Consider the following 17,757-nt stretch of genomic DNA (forward strand, 5'->3'; position numbering starts at 1 on the left):
GTACGGTACGACCTGACAGGGCGGACGTGGCAACTCTGGCACATCTTCGCAGGGCCCGAACGCGGGGGTCCGCTAGGAGGCATTCGCCCACCTCGCCGACGAGATGGCCCGTTTCGTACGGGATCGCCGTCGGCCGGCGGTGCGCGCGAGTTGCCACTCTTCCGTGACGTTCCGGGGCGTTCTTCCTACTTGTTGGGCGGCGGCCCGTCGATCGGCCGGCCGAGCACGCCGGGCCGCCGCTGCCAGGGCAGGGGGCCGCCGGGCGGCCGGTAGGCGACGCCCAGGGCGTCGAGCCGCCTGTAGTGGGCGGCCATCCGCTGTTCGAAGGCGTCGAAGTCCCGTTCGTCCGGGGCGGGCAGGGCGCTCCAGGCGACCTCGGCGAAGGCGGCGAGCCGCGGGAAGACCTGGTAGTCCACGCGCGCCTGGGTCTCCATCACCTCCGTCCACACGTTCGCCTGGGTGCCGAGCACGTGTGCGGCCTCCTCGGGCGTCAGCTCCGGCGGAACCGGTTCGAACCGGTAGACGTCCTCCAGGGTGCGCACGAAACCGATCGGAACGGGCTCGTCCTCGCCCGCGGCCTGCCGGTGGTCCAAGTACACCTGCTGCTCAGGGCACATGACCACGTCGTGTCCGGCGCGCGCGGCGGCGACCCCGCCGGCGTACCCGCGCCAGGACGACACGGCCGCGCCCTCGGCCAGTCCGCCCTCGAGGATCTCGTCCCAGCCGATGAGCCTGCGCCCGCGCGCGGTCAGCCACCGGTCGAAGTGCTTGATGAACCACGCCTGGAGTTCGTCCTCGCCGGCGAGCCCGAGTTCCCTGATGCGCGCCTGCGCGGCGGGCGACCGCTGCCACTGTCCCTTGGGGCATTCGTCGCCGCCGACGTGGACGAACTGCGAGGGGAAGAGTTCCAGGAGTTCCTCGAACACGCCCTCGTAGAAGCGCAGGGTCCCGTCCGTCGGGGCGAGGACGTTCTCGCAGACGCCCCAGGTGTCCCAGACGGTGAGGGAGGCGGTGTCGACGACGTCGGTGTTGCCGAGTTCCGGATACGCGGCGATGGCGGCCTGCGAGTGCCCGGGCACGTCGATTTCGGGGACGACGGTGATGTGCCGTTCGGCGGCGTAGGCGACGATCTCCCGGATGTCGTCCCGGGTGTAGAAGCCGCCGTGCGGCTTGTCCTCCCACAGCGGTGACGCCCGGTGCCCGTATTTGGTGCGCGCCCGCCAGGAACCCGTCCCGGTGAGTTCCGGGTACCGCTCGATCTCGATCCGCCAGCCCTGGTCGTCCGTCAGGTGGAAGTGGAGGACGTTGAGTTTGTGCGCGGCCATCAGATCCAGGTAACGCAGGACGCCTTCCTTGGGCATGAAGTGCCGGGCGACGTCCAGCATGAGGCCGCGCCAGCGGAAGCGGGGCGCGTCCTCGACGCGCGTCAGTGGCAGCCGCCACCGGCGCCCGGGCAGCGGGGCACGCCGGAAGGCGTCCGGGCCGAGCAGTTGCCGCAGCGTCTGGGCGCCCCAGAAGAGGCCCGCCGGAGAGCCGCCGGCGAGGTCCACGCCGTCCGGTGCGACGACGAGGCGGTAGCCCTCGGCGTCCAGGTCGCCGTCGAGGGACAGCCGCACGGTGCCGGCGTCGCCCGGGCCGGGGGCCAGCGGCAGGCCGGTGGCCGCGCCCAGCGTGGCCCGCAGCCACCGCTCGGTGGACCCGGTGCCGTCGGCCGCCGCGATGCCGGTGTCCGGGCCGAGCTCGAGGAACGCGCCCTCCCGGGGCGTCACCTGCCGTGGCTGGGGAATCACGTCCGTCACGTCAGTCCTTTACCGCTCCGCCGAGTCCGGAGACGAGTCGTCGTTGCACGAGTACGAAGAAGACCAGCACCGGAATCGTCATCACGGTGGAGGCCGCCATGACACCGCCCCAGTCGGGGTCGTCCGGTTTGTAGAAGACCAGCAGCGCCATCGGCAGCGTCGACTGGGAGGTGTCGCTGATGATGAACGACTTGGCGAACAGGAAGTCGTTCCAGGTCGAGATGAAGGAGAAGACACTGGTCGCCACGAGCCCCGGGAAGACCAGCGGGAAAAGGATTTGCCACAGAAAGCGCGACCGGCTCGCGCCGTCGATGCAGGCGGCCTCCTCCAGTGCCTCCGGCACCGCTTTCACGAAGCCCCGCAGCATCCAGATCGCGAAGGGCAGCGAGAAGGCGATGTGGGGCAGGATCAGCGAACCCAGCGTGTTCAGCTGGCCGAAGTCCCGCATGAGGAAGAACAGCGGGATGGTGAGCGCCTCCACCGGCACCATCTGGGCCACCAGGAACATGATCAGCAGGGTGGTCCGGAAACGGAATCGGAAACGGGTCACCGCGGTCGCCGCGAGGAACGCGATGAGCGCCGAGGCGATCACGACGGTGCCCGCCACGATCAGGCTGTTGAGAAAGTACCGGCCGAATTCCTGCTGCCCGAAGACCCGCCGGAAGGAATCCAGCGTCGGCGTCAGCGTCCACGGCCGCGGCTCGCTCGACTCGATCTCCCCGGCCGGTTTGAAGGCGCTCAGCACCATCCAGTACAGCGGGAAGGCCACCACGACGGCGATCAGCAGCGCCGAGGCCTCGGCCGCCAGCCGCCACGGACGGCGCACCCGCGCGCGCGGAAGATTCACAGCTCCTCCCCCTGGCGGCGCAGCAGCCGCAGGTAGACCAGCGTCACGGCGAGCAGGATCAGCAGCATCACGACGCCGATCGCCGAGCCGAGGCTGTACTGCGAGGACGCGAACGCCTTCTGGTAGGCGTAGACGTTGAGGACGAGGTTCTGGCCGGCGATGCCGCCGCCGTTCGTCATGACGTAGATCTGGGTGAAGACCTTGAAGTCCCAGATGACCGACTGGATCGTCACGACCACGAGGATCGGACGGAGCATCGGCGCCAGCACCGAGCGCCAGATCCGCCACTGCGAGGCCCCGTCGAGCGCGGCGGCCTCCAGCACCTCGGCGGGGACTGCGCGGATGCCCGCGTAGACGGTGACCATGACGAACGGGAAGGAGCACCAGACCACTTCGAGCAGGACGAGCAGGAAGGCGCTGTAGCGCCCGTACGTCCATGAGTGGTCGCCGAGGCCCAGCATCCGGTTGACCGGCCCGAAGTCCGGGTCGAACAGCAGCAGCCAGACCGTCGACCCGGTGACCGCCGGGGTCGCCCAGGCGCCCAGGGCCGCCAGCATGAGCGCGAGCCGGGGCAGCGCCCGTATCCGGGTGAGCAGCACGGCGAGCGCGCAGCCGACCGCCAGCGTGGAGACGACGCAGGCGGCGGCGAACACGACGGTGGCGCCCAGCACCCGCCAGAACTCCTCGTCCCGGAACAGCTCGGCGTAGTTCCCGAAGCCCTGGAAGGTCGTCGGTTCCCCACCGCTGACCTGGGCCTGCGTGTACTCCAGGAAGGAGATCAGCCCGAGCTGGTACACGGGGTAGACGAGCAACCCGCCGAGGACGACGAGAGCGGGGGCGAGATACAGCCAGGGCGTGCCGGACCCGCGCCCGAAGGGGCGCGGGTCCGTACCGGACTTGCGGCTACCGCCGAGCGGGCGCGAGGGACCACGACGCACCGTCACCCGCGTACGCACCGCACCGTCCGCGCCGGAGGACGACACCGTCATCCCGCGGAGCCGAACGCGTCGTTCATCTTCTTCGCCGCGTCCCCCGTGGCGGCGTCGGCGTCCTTCTTGCCGCTGACCACCTCCTGGAACATGGTCGGCAGCACCAGCGACGAGTCGATCGTCGCCCACGCGGCCGACGCCGGGACGAACTTCGTGCCCGCGGCGAGGGTGTCGACGAACGGCTTCACGAACGGCTCCTTGGCCGCGACCTGCTGCCGCACGTCCGCGAAGGTCGGCAGGAAGCCCATCGCGTCGAACAGCTCACCCTGCGCCTGCTTCGACGCGAGCCGCTGCATCAGGTCGACGGCGAGGGAGCGGTGCGAGGTGCTCTTGAGGACGCCGATGTTGTTGCCGCCCGCGAAGGCCGGGGCGATCGAGCCGGGCTTCACGCCCGGCAGCGGCACGACCGCGTACTTGCCCTTGACCGAGCCGGCCTCCACGGCCTGGTGGCTGAAGTCGCCGCCGATCGCCATGGCCGCCTTGCCGGAGGCGAACGCGGTGACGGTGTCGTTGCCGCCCATGCCGGCGCACTTGGCGGCCGGGCAGTTGTCGTCACCGAAGAGGGACGTGTACTCCTCGACGCCCTTGCGGGCGGCGGGGCTGTCGATCGCCGAGGCGTACGAGCCGCCCTTGCCGGTGGCGAGTTCGCCGCCGTTGGCCCAGATGAAGGGCATCGCACCGTAGGTGTAGGCGCCGCCGACCGCGATGCCGTACATGCCGGGCTTCGCGGCGCGGACCGTCTTCGCGGTGGACGCCAGCTCCTCGAGCGACGTGGGGGGCTTCAGCCCCAGTTCGTCGAAGACGTCGGTGCGGTAGTACAGGGCGCGGACGCCGACGAAGTACGGGGCGCCGTAGACCTTGCCGTCCACGGTGACCGACTGGCGGGCGGTCGGGTCGGTGTCCTTGGCCTCGTCCCAGGCGCCGAACTCCTCGGTGACGTCGGCGAGTCCGCCGTCCTTCACGTAGCCGGCGGTGTCGGTGTTGCCGTACTCGATGACGTCGGGGGCGCTCTTCGGATCGTTGAAGGCGGCCTTGATGCGCTGGGCGCGGGTCTCGACGGGGATGTACTCGACGGAGACCTTCGTGTCCTCGTGGGCCTTCCGGAAGCCGGCGAGGACCTGGTCGACGACCTGTTCCTTGGGTTTGTTGTTGACCTCCTGGAAGAGCCAGACGCGCAGGGTGCCGCTCTTCTCGTCCTTGCCGGAGGAGGAGTTGTCGGACGTCTGCGGGGCGCAGGCCGCGGTGACGACGGCGGTGGCGGCCAGCAGGACGGCCAGCCGGGGGGAGAGCTTCATGGAGTTGTTCCTCCGGACGTGCGTTGCAACATATGCAATGACGGTTTCGCTCTGCACAACACCCAGGAGGTTATGGAGTACATGAACATGTCCACAAGAGGTCTCCACCACTTCGTGACCCGCGAGGGCCCCCGGACATGCGAAAGCCCCCGGAGCGCGCGCGGGCACGCTCCGGGGGCCTCGGAAGGTTCGGTCGGGCGGGGCTGCTACTTCTTGTCGCCGCCCTTGCCCTGGTCGCCACCGGCGCTCATGGACTCGTAGATCTCCTTGCACATGGGACACACGGGGTACTTCTTCGGGTCACGTCCCGGTACCCACACCTTGCCGCACAGCGCCACGACGGGCGTGCCGTCGAGGGCGCTCGCCATGATCTTGTCCTTCTGGACGTAATGGGCGAAGCGCTCGTGGTCGCCGTCGCCGTGGGACACCTGTGGCGTCGGCTCTACGAGGGTTCCCGTACCAGTCCCGCGCTCGGGCTCGAGAGTGCTCATAACCGCCAAGGGTACTGAAGCTCACACGCTTCAGTTGAGCGAAGGGTCGTCCGGATACGTCGCCACCATCGCCAGTTCACCGCGCTGGCGGCGCAGCACCTCGCGCCACAGCCGCTCGGGCGACGGGCAGGAGATGTCGCCCGGCTCGGACTCCACCACGTACCAGGCGCCCTCCGTGACCTCGTCCTCCAGCTGACCCGGCCCCCAGCCGGCGTATCCGGCGAAGATCCGCAGGGCCCCCAGGGCGGGGGCCAGCAGCTCCGGCGGCGCCTCCAGGTCGACCAGGCCGATCGCGCCGTGGACCCTGCGCCAGCCCAGCGGAGCCGCCTCCCCGGCCGCGCCGCCGGGAACGACGGCGACCCCGAGGGCGGAGTCCAGCGACACCGGGCCGCCCTGGAAGACGACCCCGGGCTCACCGGCGAAGTCCGCCCAGCCGTCCAGGATGTCGCCCACGCCGACCGGGGTGGGACGGTTGAGGACGACACCGAGGGAGCCCTCCTCGTCGTGGTCGAGGAGGAGCACCACCGCACGCTCGAAGTTCGGGTCCGCCAGGGCGGGCGTTGCCACGAGCAACCGCCCTGTGAGCGAGGACACCTCGGTCATGCCAGACATGATCCCGCATGTTCCCCTTCCATGGGGAGGCAATCGGGGGCACGGGAGTGAACAGGCACTTCGCGCGCGCCCCGTCCGGTGACCGCACGTGCCCGGCGCGGGACCCTTCGTGTTGTGACACACCTATGACGCTGCCGGACCCTCCTCGGGCTTACTGAAGGGGGGTCCGGGGCGACTACCCTTTCCCTTCTGGCCCCTGCCCCACCCCACGGAACGCGAGATTCATGACCGTCAACGGCGCTGATGACGTACTGCTTGTCCACGGCGGAACCCCGCTGGAGGGCGAGATCCGGGTCCGCGGTGCGAAGAACCTCGTGCCGAAGGCCATGGTCGCCGCCCTGCTGGGCAGTGCGCCGAGCCGGCTGCGCAACGTGCCGGACATCCGCGACGTGCGGGTCGTGCGCGGCCTGCTGCAGCTGCACGGGGTCACGGTCCGCCCGGGCGAGGAGCCCGGCGAGCTGGTCCTCGACCCCACCCACGTGGAGAGCGCGAACGTCGCCGACATCGATGCCCACGCGGGCTCGTCGCGCATCCCCATCCTGTTCTGCGGCCCGCTGCTGCACCGCCTCGGGCACGCGTTCATCCCCGGCCTGGGCGGCTGCGACATCGGCGGCCGGCCCATCGACTTCCACTTCGACGTGCTGCGGCAGTTCGGCGCGAAGATCGAGAAGCGCGCGGACGGCCAGTACCTGGAGGCCCCGCAGCGGCTGCGCGGCACGAAGATAAACCTGCCGTACCCGTCCGTCGGCGCGACGGAGCAGGTGCTCCTCACGGCGGTGCTCGCCGAGGGCGTCACGGAGCTGTCCAACGCCGCCGTGGAGCCGGAGATCGAGGACCTGATCTGCGTCCTGCAGAAAATGGGCGCGATCATCGCGATGGACACCGACCGCACGATCCGCATCACCGGTGTGGACCGGCTCGGCGGCTACACCCACCGTGCGCTGTCCGACCGCCTGGAGGCCGCCTCCTGGGCGTCCGCGGCGCTGGCGACCGAGGGGAACATCTACGTCCGCGGCGCCCAGCAGCGCTCGATGATGACGTTCCTGAACACCTACCGGAAGGTGGGCGGCGCCTTCGAGATCGACGACGAGGGCATCCGCTTCTGGCACCCGGGCGGTCAGCTGAAGTCCATCGCCCTGGAGACGGACGTGCACCCCGGCTTCCAGACCGACTGGCAGCAGCCCCTGGTGGTCGCCCTGACGCAGGCCACGGGCCTGTCCATCGTCCACGAGACGGTCTACGAGTCGCGGCTCGGCTTCACCTCCGCGCTCAACCAGATGGGCGCCCACATCCAGCTCTACCGCGAGTGCCTCGGCGGCTCCCACTGCCGCTTCGGCCAGCGCAACTTCCTCCACTCGGCCGTCGTCTCAGGACCGACCAAGCTGGAGGGCGGCGACCTGGTCATCCCGGACCTGCGCGGCGGCTTCTCCTACCTCATCGCCGCCCTCGCGGCCCAGGGCACGTCCCGGGTCCACGGCATCGACCTGATCAACCGGGGCTACGAGAACTTCATGGAGAAGCTCGTGGAACTGGGCGCCAAGGTCGAGCTGCCGGGCAAGGCGCTCGGCTAGACAGCGGCCGACAACGCCGATGGGGCGGTCACCCGGACTCGGGTGACCGCCCCATCGGCGTTGCGTGGTGCGCCCCGGAAGGGGCGCGGGGCTGTATCGATGTGCGGCTCCGCCGCGCGGGCGCGACCAGCCGCAACCGACCCGCAGCCGCGAGACGACCGCAGTCCGACCGAACGGTCCGCACAGCCCCCGGCACTCCGAGCGGAGCGCGGACGCTTACTTACCCTTGGCGGCTTCCTTGAGCTTCGAGCCCGCGGAGACCTTCACGCTGTAGCCGGCCGGGATCTGGATCGGCTCGCCGGTCTGCGGGTTGCGGGCGGTGCGAGCGGCACGGTGCGTGCGCTCGAAGGTCAGGAAGCCGGGGATGGTGACCTTCTCGTCGCCCTTGGAGACGATGTCGCCGACGACCTCGGCGAACGCGGCCAGAACGGCGTCGGCGTCCTTGCGGGTCACCTCGGCGCGGTCGGCCAGCGCGGCCACCAGCTCACTGCGGTTCATGTTGTTACTCCCGTGTTCTTCTTGCCGTTGAGGCGTGCCACGCGGCGGAGCCGCATGCGGGCACAGCGAAAGCCGATGCTGCCAGGGACCTCGGACAGTGCCCTCACCCGGGTCCGTCGTCGGGCCCTCGCGCCCAGACAGGCATCCTGCCTGCACCTGCGGCGGTAATGCCAATCCGGCACCCCCAGGAGTCGTGAGAACACCCTTGGGAGTCATACGGCGAGGGCCGGGGCCCTGGTCTGGCGCCACCCTAGAGGGCGCTCCGAGGCGCTCCGTTCCGCGACGCGCCGGTACGGCGGCCCGTCGTGGCGATCCTCACAGCCACGCCACGGGCCGCCGTGCCCCTGTCCCGGGTCCCTACGACGCCACGCCGGCGGCCTTGGCCGCCTCGCGCACGGCGCCCGCGACGGCACCGGCGACCTTGTCGTTGAAGACGCTGGGGATGATGTAGTTCGGGTTGATCTCGTCCTCGGTCACCACGTCCGCGAGGGCCTTCGCGGCGGCCAGCATCATCTCGGTGTTGACCGTGCGGGACTGGGCGTCCAGCAGGCCGCGGAAGACGCCCGGGAAGACCAGCACGTTGTTGATCTGGTTCGGGAAGTCGGAGCGGCCGGTGGCCACAACCGCCGCCGTCTGGCGGGCGATTGCCGGGTCCACCTCGGGGTCGGGGTTCGCGAGCGCGAACACGATCGCGCCGTCGGCCATGGCGGCCACGTCGTCGCCGTCCAGGACGTTGGGGGCGGAGACACCGATGAAGACGTCGGCGCCGTGCACCGCCTCCTTCAGGGTGCCGGTCAGGCCCTCCGGGTTGGTGTTGTCGGCGATCCAGCGCAGCGCCGACTCGGGCGCGGCGTCGACCAGGTCGGCGCGGCCGGAGTGGACGACGCCGTGGATGTCGGCGACGACGGCGTTCTTGACGCCCGCGGCGAGCAGCAGCTTGAGGATGGCCGTGCCGGCGGCGCCGGCGCCGGACATCACGACGCGCACGTTCTCGATGGGCTTGCCCACCACGCGCAGGGCGTTGGTGAGGGCGGCGAGGACGACGATCGCGGTGCCGTGCTGGTCGTCGTGGAAGACGGGGATGTCGAGGGCCTCGCGCAGCCGGGCCTCGATCTCGAAGCAGCGCGGCGCGGAGATGTCCTCGAGGTTGATGCCGGCGAAGCCCGGGGCGATGGCCTTGACGATCTCGACGATCGCGTCGGTGTCCTGGGTGTCGAGGCACAGCGGCCATGCGTCGATGCCGGCGAAGCGCTTGAACAGGGCCGCCTTGCCCTCCATGACCGGCAGCGCCGCCTTGGGGCCGATGTTGCCGAGGCCCAGCACCGCGGAGCCGTCCGTCACGACCGCAACGGAGTTGCGCTTGATGGTCAGGCGGCGGGCGTCCTCGGGGTTCTCGGCGATCGCCATGCAGACGCGGGCCACACCGGGCGTGTAGACCATGGACAGGTCGTCACGGTTGCGGATGGGGTGCTTCGACGCCATCTCGATCTTGCCGCCGAGGTGCATCAGGAACGTACGGTCGGAGACCTTGCCGAGGATGACGCCCTCGATGCCGCGCAGCTCCTCGACGATCTCGTCGGCGTGGGAGGTCGAGCCGGCCGCGATGGTGACGTCGATCCGCAGCTTGTCGTGGCCGGACGCGGTGACGTCGAGGCCGGTCACCGAGCCGCCGGAGGACTCCACGGCGGTGGTGAGCTGCGAGACGGCCGTTCCGCTCGCGGGCACCTCCAACCTGATGGTCATCGAGTAGGAGACGCTGGGCGCCGTTGCCATGGCCGACTTCCTCTGCTTTCACCGTGTCGCTTGTTGTGCCGTCCGATCGTCGCACCTACCACCGGGTACGTGGTAGCCGCCCCGGATTGCGAACTTTTTGTTCGCGCGCCGTCCGACCGGAGGAGAGCTTTTTTCGGAAAACGACTTCCACCATACGAGAAGCGGGGCGTCGACGGAAGAGGTTCCCCCGAGCGGCGGTCGCCCGCACGAAAGAAGTCGCGGGACGGGAATTGTCTTGCGGGGATCGTTTGTTACCTTGGACGTGGCACCGGCTCGATCCAAGCCCCCGGGCCCAACCATCGTCGCTACGAGCGACCACTTGCCGCGAGGCGAGCATGGCGGGTCGGTGCCACTTGAACATCGCGGAAGGCCCGCGCCGTACGACGGCGCGGGCCTTCTCGTCGTTCGCGTGCGCTCAGTCGCGCAGCAGGTCCGGCACCCCGGCCGCGTCCGGCTCGTCCCGGTCGCACGAGACGATCGTGAGCTGCTGGGTGGCCCGGGTCAGGGCGACGTAGAGCACCCGCAGCCCGGCGGGCGACTCGTCCGCGATCTCCGCCGGCGAGACGACGACGGTCGCGTCGTACTCCAGGCCCTTGGCCTCCAGGCTGCCCAGCGCCACCACCCGGTCACCGAGCCCGGCGAGCCAGCGCCGGGCCTCCTCGCGGCGGTTCATGGCCACGACGACGCCGACGGTGCCGTCGACGAGGTCCAGCAGCCGGGCCGCCTCCGCCCGCACGGTCGCCGCGAGGGCGTCCCCGGCGACGGCGAAGCGCGGCTCGACGCCGGTCGAGCGGACCGCCGTCGGCGCCTCGGACCCCGGCATGGCGAGGGCGAGCACCCGGGCCGCCAGCTCGGCGATCTCGGCCGGGTTGCGGTAGTTCACGGTGAGCTCGAAGCGCCGCCGGGGACGGCTGCCCAGGGCCTCGTCACGGGCCGCCGCCGCCTCGTCGGGGTCGGACCAGGAGGACTGGGCCGGGTCGCCGACGACGGTCCACGTGGCGTGCCGGCCGCGGCGGCCGACCATCCGCCACTGCATGGGCGTGAGGTCCTGCGCCTCGTCGACGATGACGTGCGCGTACTCGGTGCGCTCCTGCGCCAGCCGCTCGGCACGCTCCCACTGGGTCTCCTCGCGCTGCGGCATCAGCTCCTCGAGGCCGGTGAGCTGGTCCAAAGGGTCCAGCTCGCGCCGCCTGCGGGGTCGGGCCGGGGTGCCGAGGAGGGCCTGGAGCTCGTCGAGCAGCGCGATGTCGTGCACGGAGTGGCCGTCGCGGCGCAGCGACCGGGCCACCTTGCGGACCTCGCCGGGGTTGAGGATCCGCCGTGCCCAGCGGCCCAGCCGCTTCTCGTCCGCCATGGCCGCCAGCACGGCACCGGGCGTCAGCTCCGGCCACCAGGCGTCCAAGAAGGCGATGAAGGAGTCCTCGGCGCTGACGTCCTCGTCGAAGGACGAACGCAGCTCGGCGGCCAGCTCCGGGTCGCTGTGGCGGGAGGCGGCACCGGACCTGCCCCACAGGGCGTCCAGGAGCAGCCGGCGGGCCCGGGGGCGCAGCAGGTTGACGGGTGCCGTGCCGCCGAGCACCGTGCGGCGGACGGCGGCCAGCTCCTCCGCCTCCAGTTCGAGCCGCCGGCCGAAGGCGACGACCCGCAGCAGGGACGGCGCGCCGTCCGACTCCAGCGCCCCCCGCGCGGCCCTGCGCAGCACCCTGAGCATCCGCGAGGAGCCCTTGGCGCGGGCGACGGCCGGGGAGTCGTACAGCGTGGCCCCGGCGCCGTCGACGAGGGAGCCGATGGCGCGGATGGCGACCTGCCCCTCCTCGCCGAGGGAGGGCAGCACGCCCTCGGTGTACGCCACGAGCAGCGGGGTCGGCGAGACGATCAGGATGCCGCCCGAGTAGCGGCGCCGGTCCTGGTAGAGCAGGTACGCCGCCCGGTGCAGGGCGACGGCGGTCTTGCCGGTGCCGGGACCGCCCTCGACGTACGTCACGGAGGCGGCGGGGGCACGGATGACCAGGTCCTGCTCGGCCTGGATGGAGGCGACGATGTCCCGCATGCTGTGGGTGCGGGCCTGGCCGAGGGCGGCCATCAGGGCGCCGTCGCCGACGACGGGCAGCGCCTCGCCGTCCAGGTACGCCGTGATCTCGGGCCGCATCAGGTCGTCCTCGACGCCCAGGACGCGCCGGCCCTTGGACCGGATGACCCTGCGGCGCACGACCCGGCCCGGGTCGACGGGCGTGGAGCGGTAGAACGGCGCGGCGGCGGGCGCCCGCCAGTCGATGACCAGCGGCGCGTAGTCCTCGTCCAGGACGCCGATGCGGCCGATGTGCAGGGTCTCGGCGACATCGGCGGTGTCGTCGGCCCGTACCGCGCCCTCGGCCGGCTCGACGGCCGTGTACGCGCCGTCCGCGCCCTTCTTGCCGTCCTTGCCGAGGAGCAGGTCGATCCGGCCGAAGAGGAAGTCCTCGAACTCGTTGTTGAGGCGGTTCAGGTGGATGCCCGCCCGGAAGACCTGCGCGTCGCGCTCGGCGAGCGCGCCGGGGGTGCCGACGTGGCCGCGCCGGGCCGCGTCCTGCATGAGGAACTCCGCCTCGTGGATCTTCTCCTCGAGACGGCGGTACACCCGGTCCAGGTGTACCTGTTCCACGCTGATCTCTCGGTCGCGTACGGAGTCGTGCACCGATTCGACCGCCGAGTCCTGTTGTGCCTGTGCGGCCACCGGGCCCCCTTCTGACGTGCTGGGCAGCCGTCAACCGTACGCGAAGGGGGGCCGGGAGGCCACGGGGCGGTCCGAAGGGGCTACCGGTCCACCTCCACGAGCCGCTCGCCGTCGAAGGTCATGACCTCGAAGTGGTCGATCTCGTTGGGTTCGAGGGCGGCGCCGCCGTGCACGTAGAGCGGCTCCTTCGCCTTGTCCGTGGCGGCGCCCGGGATGCCGTACCCCCAGTTGGGGACCGACCAGGAGGCGAGCGTCTCGCGCTCGCCGTTCTTGCCGACGGCGATCAGGGAGCACTTCTCGGGGCCCTTGACGTTCTTCAGCTCCAGGACGGCGTCGGTGCCCCAGGCCTTCTTCTCCAGGGCCACGGTCGCGCTGACCTTGGTGGTCGGGTCGGTCGCGGTGACCCGGTCGGGCAGGGCGGCGAAGGCGGACGCGGCGGGGCCGGCGCTCTCCCGTGCCTCGGTCCGCCGGCCGCCGTCGTCACCGCCGCTGGTCGTCGCCACCGCGGCGAACGGGCCGCCGACGATCAGTGCGGCCGCGGTGCCCACCAGGTAGAAGTTGCGGCGGCGTTTGCGCGCACGGCGCTCGGCGACCTCGTCGACGAGCTTCTCGGCCAGCCGCGGGCCCGGCCTGGCGGTCAGCGACTCGGCGATCGCGGGGGTGCCCGTGCCCGGCAGGTCGGCGAGGGCGGCCATCATGGGCTCCAGGCCGGCCAGCTCGTCGAGCTGCTGGGCGCACCACTCGCAGCCGGCGAGATGCGCCTCGAAAGCGGTCGCTTCGGCGTCGTCGAGAATGCCGAGGGCGTAGGCGCCGACGGTCTCGTGTTCGTTCGGCACCGATGGTCCCTGCATGGGGGCAGAACTACCCGCGTCGCCCGCGCCGAACCCCTGGAATCCCCCGTACCCGCTCATCACGCCGTCACCCCCCGCTCCTCCAGAGCCAGCTTCATCGAACGCAGGGCGTAGAACACCCGGGAGCGAACGGTGCCGCTGGGTATGCCCAGTGTCTGCGCCGCCTCATTGACGGTACGCCCCTTGAAGTACGTCTCGACGAGGACCTCCCGGTGGGCCGGGGTCAGGTCGTCGAGCGCGTCCGACAGCGTCATCAGCCACAGCGCCTTGTCGATCTCGTCCTCCGCGGGGATGACCTCCAGCGGCGACGGATCGACCTCCTGCGGCCGGGCCTGCCGGCTGCGGTGGCCGTCGATGACGATGCGCCGTGCGACCGTCACCAGCCAGGGGCGTACCGATCCGGTCGCACGGTTGAGCTGACCGGCGTTCTTCCAGGCACGGATGAGCGTCTCCTGGACGACGTCCTCGGCGCGCTGCCGGTCCCCCGCGACCAGCCGCAGCACGTACGCCAGCAAGGGGCCCGCGTGCTCCCGGTACAGGGCGCGCATCAGGTCCTCGTCGGGCTCCGAGGAGGACTGGGACATGCGATGCCGGGCCCTCGCACCACGTTCACTGGCCACGACGGAATCCTTGCGCACGCCCACCTCCGGTGTCCGGGGGTTCCCCCAGTCAGGTCGCTCGCCCATCCGGTACGGACGCCGGGTGCGGGGTGTTCAAAGCGGCGTGACAGTTTTCTCGGGGGCGGCGCGACGAAGGGGGCAGGGGCGGACACGGGGGTACATCCCGCCCCGCCTCAGCGGGCGAGGGCGGCGCGGCGGCGGTGCCGGGCGACGCGTTCGCGGTTCCCGCAGATCTCGCTGGAGCACCAGCGCCTGCGGCGGCCCCGGGAGGTGTCCACGTACACGATCGGGCAGTTGTCGCCCGCGCACTGCCGCAGGCACGCCCGCGCGACGGGATCGGTGAGCAGTTCGACGGCGTCCCGGGCAAGCGCGCCGAGCAGCGCGGCGCACTCCACGGGCGCCGTCAGTTCCCGCACCAGCAGGCCGTCCTCGCCGCGCACCGCGCGGGGGGCCGGGGGCGCGGCGCGGGCGAGGTCGTTGACGCGGGCGAGCGCGAGGTCGCGGGGCCCGCCGGGGGCGGGGGCGCGCGGGGCGCGGGCGCGCACCAGCCGGGCGGTCTGGCAGCGCAGTTCGCGGAAGGCCGCCAGCCAGGAGCCGTCGGCGTGGGCCAGGGGCGTGCCCGGCGGGACGATCCCGGAACCGGTGATCCAGGCGCGCAGCGCCGCGACGGAGTCGAGCCGTTCGACGGGGTGGGTGGTGGCGAGGAGGTCCAGACAGACCCGCCCGGTGTCGAACCGCAGCTCGTAGGCGTCTGTCACCGTACCCAGTGCCATGTTCCTGTCACCGCCTAGGAGTTGCCCGGGTGGAACGGGCCGGGGAGGGGAGCAGGTGGACCGCTCCCTCTACAGTGCCCGTCCGTCCCCCCGCCCGGAACCCCTCGTACCGCCCGCGCCGTGCGGGGTGGCGCGGCCCCGGGGTCAGTCGTCGGCGTACTTCGCGTCGGTGGCCGGGTCCAGGGCCAGCCGGTAGCCGCGCTTGACCACCGTCTGGATCAGCTTCGGCGTCCCGAGGGCCGTCCGCAGCCGGGCCATCGCCGTCTCCACGGCGTGTTCGTTGCGCCCGGCACCCGGCAGCGCCCGCAGCAGTTCGGCGCGGGGCACGACCCAGCCCGGCCGCCGGGACAGCGTCCGCAGCAGGGACATCCCGGCGGGCGGCACCGACTTGAGCTCCCCGTCGACCAGCACGGCGTGGCCGCGGATCTCCACCCGGTGCCCGGCGACCGGCAGCGAGCGGGCCCGGGCCGGCAGTTCCTGGCACAGCAACTGCACGAGGGGCCCGAGCCGGAAGCGCTCGGGCTGGAGGGTGCCGACGCCGTGCGCCTGGAGCGGCACCGCGGTGACCGGCCCGACGCAGGCGGGCAGCACGTCGTGGCCGAGGGCGGCGAGCAGCCCGGGCAGCAGACCGCGCTCCTCGGCGCGGCCCAGGAAGGAGGCGGCGGCGGGCGCGCTGGTGAACGTCAGGGCGTCCACGCCCCGCGCGACGACGGCGTCCAGCAGCCGGTCCACGGGCCCGAGGTCCTCCGGCGGCAGCCACCGGTACACGGGCACCCCGACGACCACGGCGCCGCCCTCCCGCAGCGCCTCCACGAACCCCGGCAGCGGCTCGCCGTGGAGCTGTACGGCGACCCGGCGGCCGTCGACGCCCTGGCCCAGGAGCCGGTCCAGCACCTCGGCCATGGACTCGGAGGACGGCGACCACCGCTCCGTCAGACCGGCGGCGCGCACCGCTCCCTTGACCTTGGGGCCGCGTGCGAGCAGCTCCACCGTGCGCAGCCGCGCCAGCAGGGCGTCGCCGAGCCCCCAGCCGTCGGCGGCCTCCACCCAGCCCCGGAAGCCGATGGCGGTGGTGGCCACCACGACGTCCGGCGCCTGGTCGATCAGCTGTTTGGTCGCGGCCAGCAGCTCGCTGTCGTCGGCGAGCGGCACGATCCGCAGCGCCGGGGCGTGCAGGACGGCGGCGCCGCGCCGCCGGAGCAGCGCGCCCAGCTCGTCGGCGCGGCGCGCGGCGGTCACGCCCACGGTGAATCCGGCGAGGGGGCCGTGGTCCGGTTGCCGCTGTTCGTCGTCCATCGCTCTCGTTCCGGTCGTCGTACCTGCCTGTACGGCGACCGAGCCTGTCAACGGCGCGTGACGGGCCCGGTTCCACCGCGTGTCCCCAGTGTTACGTCATACCCGGGCGTAGCCGGGCCGGTCCGTCGCCCGCGCCGGGTCGCCGGGCCCGTCCGGCGTCCGTACGGCGGGGCGGCGAAGGTATACCGCCCAGGTGACGGCGAAGCAGACGGCGTAGAAGGCGAGGAACGCGACGAAGGCGCCGGTGCCGGAGCCGAGGGAGAGGAACGACTGCCGGAAGGCGAGGTTGATGGCGACGCCGCCGAGCGCGCCCACGGCGCCGATCAGCCCCATGGCGGCACCCGAGAGCCGTCGCCCGTACGCCACGGCCTCCTCCCCCGTCAGTCCCCGGGCGAGCGCCTTGTTCTGGAAGATCCCGGGGATCATCTTGAACGTCGACCCGTTGCCGAGCCCGCTGAGCACGAACAGCACCACGAACGCGGTCACGAACAGCGCGAGGGACCTGGCCGTGCTGGCCGCGACGAGCACGGCGGTGGCGGCGGCCATGGCCACGAAGTTGCCCAGCGTGATGCGCGCGCCGCCGTAGCGGTCGGCGAGCCTGCCGCCCAGCGGCCGGATCAGGGAGCCGAGCAGCGGGCCGATGAAGGTGAGGTACGCGGCCTGGAGCGGGGTGCGCCCGAACTGGGTCTGGAGCACCTGCCCGAAGGCGAAGCTGTAGCCGATGAACGAGCCGAACGTGCCGATGTACAGCACGGACATGATCCAGGTGTGCGGGTCACGGGCCGCGTCCCTGGCGGCCCCGGTGTCGTTCCTGACGGACGCGAGGTTGTCCATGAAGCGGGCGGTGAGGACGGCGGCCACCAGGATCAGCGGGATGTAGATGCCGAGCAGCACCCGGGGTCCGCCGCTCGCCCCGATGATCGCCAGCGCGGCGAGCTGGATGACCGGCACGCCGATGTTCCCGCCCCCGGCGTTGAGGCCGAGCGCCCAGCCCTTCCTCCGGAGCGGGAAGAAGGCGTTGATGTTGGTCATGGAGGAGGCGAAGTTGCCGCCGCCGATGCCGGCCAGCAGCCCGACCAGGAGGAAGGTCCCGAAGGACGTCCCCGGCTCCATGACCGCGAAGGCCGCGACGGTCGGGACGAGCAGCAGCCCGGCGGAGACGACCGTCCAGTTCCGCCCGCCGAAGACCGCCACGGCGAAGGTGTAGGGCACCCGCACGACGGCACCGACCAGCGTCACCACGGACGTCAGCAGGAACTTGTCGGCCGGCGTCAGCCCGTACTCGGGCCCCATGAAGAGCACCAGGACGGACCACAGCGTCCACACCGAGAACCCGATGTGCTCGGAGAGGACGGAGAAGAACAGGTTGCGCCGGGCGACCCGCTCCCCCGTCTCCTTCCAGAAGGTCTCGTCCTCGGGATCCCAGTGCTGGATCCAGCGGCCGCCAGGGACTGTCATGACGCCTCCACGCGCTCCGGGGCTCGGTCGCACACACGCTAGGAAGGCCGCGTTTCGTGCCGGTGGGGCTACGGGTGACCGGCAGGGAACGTCGCTCTCACCCCGCACGGCGCCGGGGTGAGAGGTCGCCGCGTCCCCGCGGTACGACAGCGGCCCGGCCCCCTCGTCGTG

The 17,757-nt window shown here is 71.8% G+C and carries 15 protein-coding genes; 1 reads left to right on the forward strand and 14 read right to left on the reverse strand.

All coding sequences use genetic code 11. The annotated features are described in order from the left end of the window. Positions 1 to 185: 185 nt before the first annotated feature. The 6 genes from AC0VYN_RS31160 to AC0VYN_RS31185 form a co-directional block, all read right to left on the reverse strand. A complete protein-coding gene (locus tag AC0VYN_RS31160; RefSeq protein ID WP_475533666.1) occupies positions 186 to 1,799 on the reverse strand; it encodes a beta-N-acetylhexosaminidase in 1,614 nt (537 codons plus the stop codon). A gap of 1 nt (position 1,800) precedes the next feature. Further along, positions 1,801 to 2,646 carry a carbohydrate ABC transporter permease gene (locus tag AC0VYN_RS31165; protein ID WP_386919928.1) on the reverse strand — a complete coding sequence of 282 codons (846 nt, stop codon included), beginning with the start codon at positions 2,644 to 2,646 and terminating at the stop codon, positions 1,801 to 1,803. Next, a complete protein-coding gene (locus AC0VYN_RS31170) occupies positions 2,643 to 3,635 on the reverse strand; it encodes a carbohydrate ABC transporter permease (RefSeq protein ID WP_475533667.1) in 993 nt (330 codons plus the stop codon). Before AC0VYN_RS31170 ends, AC0VYN_RS31165 begins: the two co-directional genes overlap by 4 nt. After that, positions 3,632 to 4,930 carry an extracellular solute-binding protein gene (locus AC0VYN_RS31175; RefSeq protein WP_475533668.1) on the reverse strand — a complete coding sequence of 433 codons (1,299 nt, stop codon included), beginning with the start codon at positions 4,928 to 4,930 and terminating at the stop codon, positions 3,632 to 3,634. Before AC0VYN_RS31175 ends, AC0VYN_RS31170 begins: the two co-directional genes overlap by 4 nt. A 206-nt stretch (positions 4,931 to 5,136) precedes the next feature. Further along, positions 5,137 to 5,421: a DUF3039 domain-containing protein gene (locus AC0VYN_RS31180; RefSeq protein WP_171991040.1), complete on the reverse strand. Its 285-nt coding sequence runs from the start codon at positions 5,419 to 5,421 to the stop codon at positions 5,137 to 5,139. Positions 5,422 to 5,451: 30 nt separating this feature from the next. Beyond that, positions 5,452 to 6,024, reverse strand: coding sequence for a YqgE/AlgH family protein (locus AC0VYN_RS31185; protein WP_475533669.1), 573 nt, complete (start codon positions 6,022 to 6,024; stop codon positions 5,452 to 5,454). A gap of 233 nt (positions 6,025 to 6,257) precedes the next feature. Between AC0VYN_RS31185 and murA the strand changes: the two genes are divergently transcribed. Continuing rightward, positions 6,258 to 7,604: a UDP-N-acetylglucosamine 1-carboxyvinyltransferase gene (gene murA, locus AC0VYN_RS31190; RefSeq protein ID WP_475533670.1), complete on the forward strand. Its 1,347-nt coding sequence runs from the start codon at positions 6,258 to 6,260 to the stop codon at positions 7,602 to 7,604. A 216-nt stretch (positions 7,605 to 7,820) separates the two neighbouring features. Here the strand turns inward: murA and AC0VYN_RS31195 are convergent, their stop codons facing one another. From AC0VYN_RS31195 to AC0VYN_RS31230, 8 genes are all read right to left on the reverse strand, one after another. Continuing rightward, complete coding sequence (locus AC0VYN_RS31195; RefSeq protein ID WP_003950507.1) at positions 7,821 to 8,102, reverse strand: HU family DNA-binding protein; 282 nt, start codon at positions 8,100 to 8,102, stop codon at positions 7,821 to 7,823. Positions 8,103 to 8,459: 357 nt separating this feature from the next. Next, positions 8,460 to 9,875, reverse strand: a complete 1,416-nt coding sequence (locus tag AC0VYN_RS31200; protein WP_451688221.1) for an NAD-dependent malic enzyme — start codon at positions 9,873 to 9,875, stop codon at positions 8,460 to 8,462. A 415-nt stretch (positions 9,876 to 10,290) separates the two neighbouring features. After that, entirely contained in the window at positions 10,291 to 12,588 is a 2,298-nt protein-coding gene (locus AC0VYN_RS31205) for a HelD family protein (protein WP_475533671.1), read from the reverse strand. An 80-nt stretch (positions 12,589 to 12,668) separates the two neighbouring features. After that, on the reverse strand, positions 12,669 to 13,439 hold the full coding sequence (locus tag AC0VYN_RS31210; RefSeq protein ID WP_386919920.1) for an anti-sigma factor family protein: 771 nt from the start codon (positions 13,437 to 13,439) through the stop codon (positions 12,669 to 12,671). 59 nt (positions 13,440 to 13,498) lie between these two features. Then, positions 13,499 to 14,023, reverse strand: coding sequence for a sigma-70 family RNA polymerase sigma factor (locus tag AC0VYN_RS31215; RefSeq protein WP_385470469.1), 525 nt, complete (start codon positions 14,021 to 14,023; stop codon positions 13,499 to 13,501). 209 nt (positions 14,024 to 14,232) lie between these two features. Then, positions 14,233 to 14,832 carry a CGNR zinc finger domain-containing protein gene (locus tag AC0VYN_RS31220; RefSeq protein WP_385470461.1) on the reverse strand — a complete coding sequence of 200 codons (600 nt, stop codon included), beginning with the start codon at positions 14,830 to 14,832 and terminating at the stop codon, positions 14,233 to 14,235. A gap of 144 nt (positions 14,833 to 14,976) precedes the next feature. Next, entirely contained in the window at positions 14,977 to 16,128 is a 1,152-nt protein-coding gene (locus AC0VYN_RS31225) for a uroporphyrinogen-III synthase (RefSeq protein ID WP_475533672.1), read from the reverse strand. A gap of 96 nt (positions 16,129 to 16,224) precedes the next feature. Beyond that, complete coding sequence (locus AC0VYN_RS31230; protein WP_475533673.1) at positions 16,225 to 17,586, reverse strand: nitrate/nitrite transporter; 1,362 nt, start codon at positions 17,584 to 17,586, stop codon at positions 16,225 to 16,227. Between the last annotated feature and the right edge of the window lie 171 nt (positions 17,587 to 17,757).

The sequence above is a fragment of the Streptomyces sp. 63XJN7_1_ISO-PGPR-S23-121 genome (assembly GCF_056173025.1).

Bases quoted from the DNA above. Each gene is read 5' to 3' on its own strand.
- AC0VYN_RS31200 (WP_451688221.1), bottom strand. From the start codon at position 9,875: ATGGCAACGGCGCCCAGCGTCTCCTACTCGATGACCATCAGGTTGGAG.
- AC0VYN_RS31175 (WP_475533668.1), bottom strand. From the start codon at position 4,930: ATGAAGCTCTCCCCCCGGCTGGCCGTCCTGCTGGCCGCCACCGCCGTC.
- murA (WP_475533670.1), top strand. From the start codon at position 6,258: ATGACCGTCAACGGCGCTGATGACGTACTGCTTGTCCACGGCGGAACC.
- AC0VYN_RS31225 (WP_475533672.1), bottom strand. From the start codon at position 16,128: ATGGACGACGAACAGCGGCAACCGGACCACGGCCCCCTCGCCGGATTC.
- AC0VYN_RS31215 (WP_385470469.1), bottom strand. From the start codon at position 14,023: ATGTCCCAGTCCTCCTCGGAGCCCGACGAGGACCTGATGCGCGCCCTG.
- AC0VYN_RS31180 (WP_171991040.1), bottom strand. From the start codon at position 5,421: ATGAGCACTCTCGAGCCCGAGCGCGGGACTGGTACGGGAACCCTCGTA.
- AC0VYN_RS31220 (WP_385470461.1), bottom strand. From the start codon at position 14,832: ATGGCACTGGGTACGGTGACAGACGCCTACGAGCTGCGGTTCGACACC.
- AC0VYN_RS31185 (WP_475533669.1), bottom strand. From the start codon at position 6,024: ATGACCGAGGTGTCCTCGCTCACAGGGCGGTTGCTCGTGGCAACGCCC.
- AC0VYN_RS31170 (WP_475533667.1), bottom strand. From the start codon at position 3,635: ATGACGGTGTCGTCCTCCGGCGCGGACGGTGCGGTGCGTACGCGGGTG.
- AC0VYN_RS31210 (WP_386919920.1), bottom strand. From the start codon at position 13,439: ATGCAGGGACCATCGGTGCCGAACGAACACGAGACCGTCGGCGCCTAC.
- AC0VYN_RS31230 (WP_475533673.1), bottom strand. From the start codon at position 17,586: ATGACAGTCCCTGGCGGCCGCTGGATCCAGCACTGGGATCCCGAGGAC.
- AC0VYN_RS31195 (WP_003950507.1), bottom strand. From the start codon at position 8,102: ATGAACCGCAGTGAGCTGGTGGCCGCGCTGGCCGACCGCGCCGAGGTG.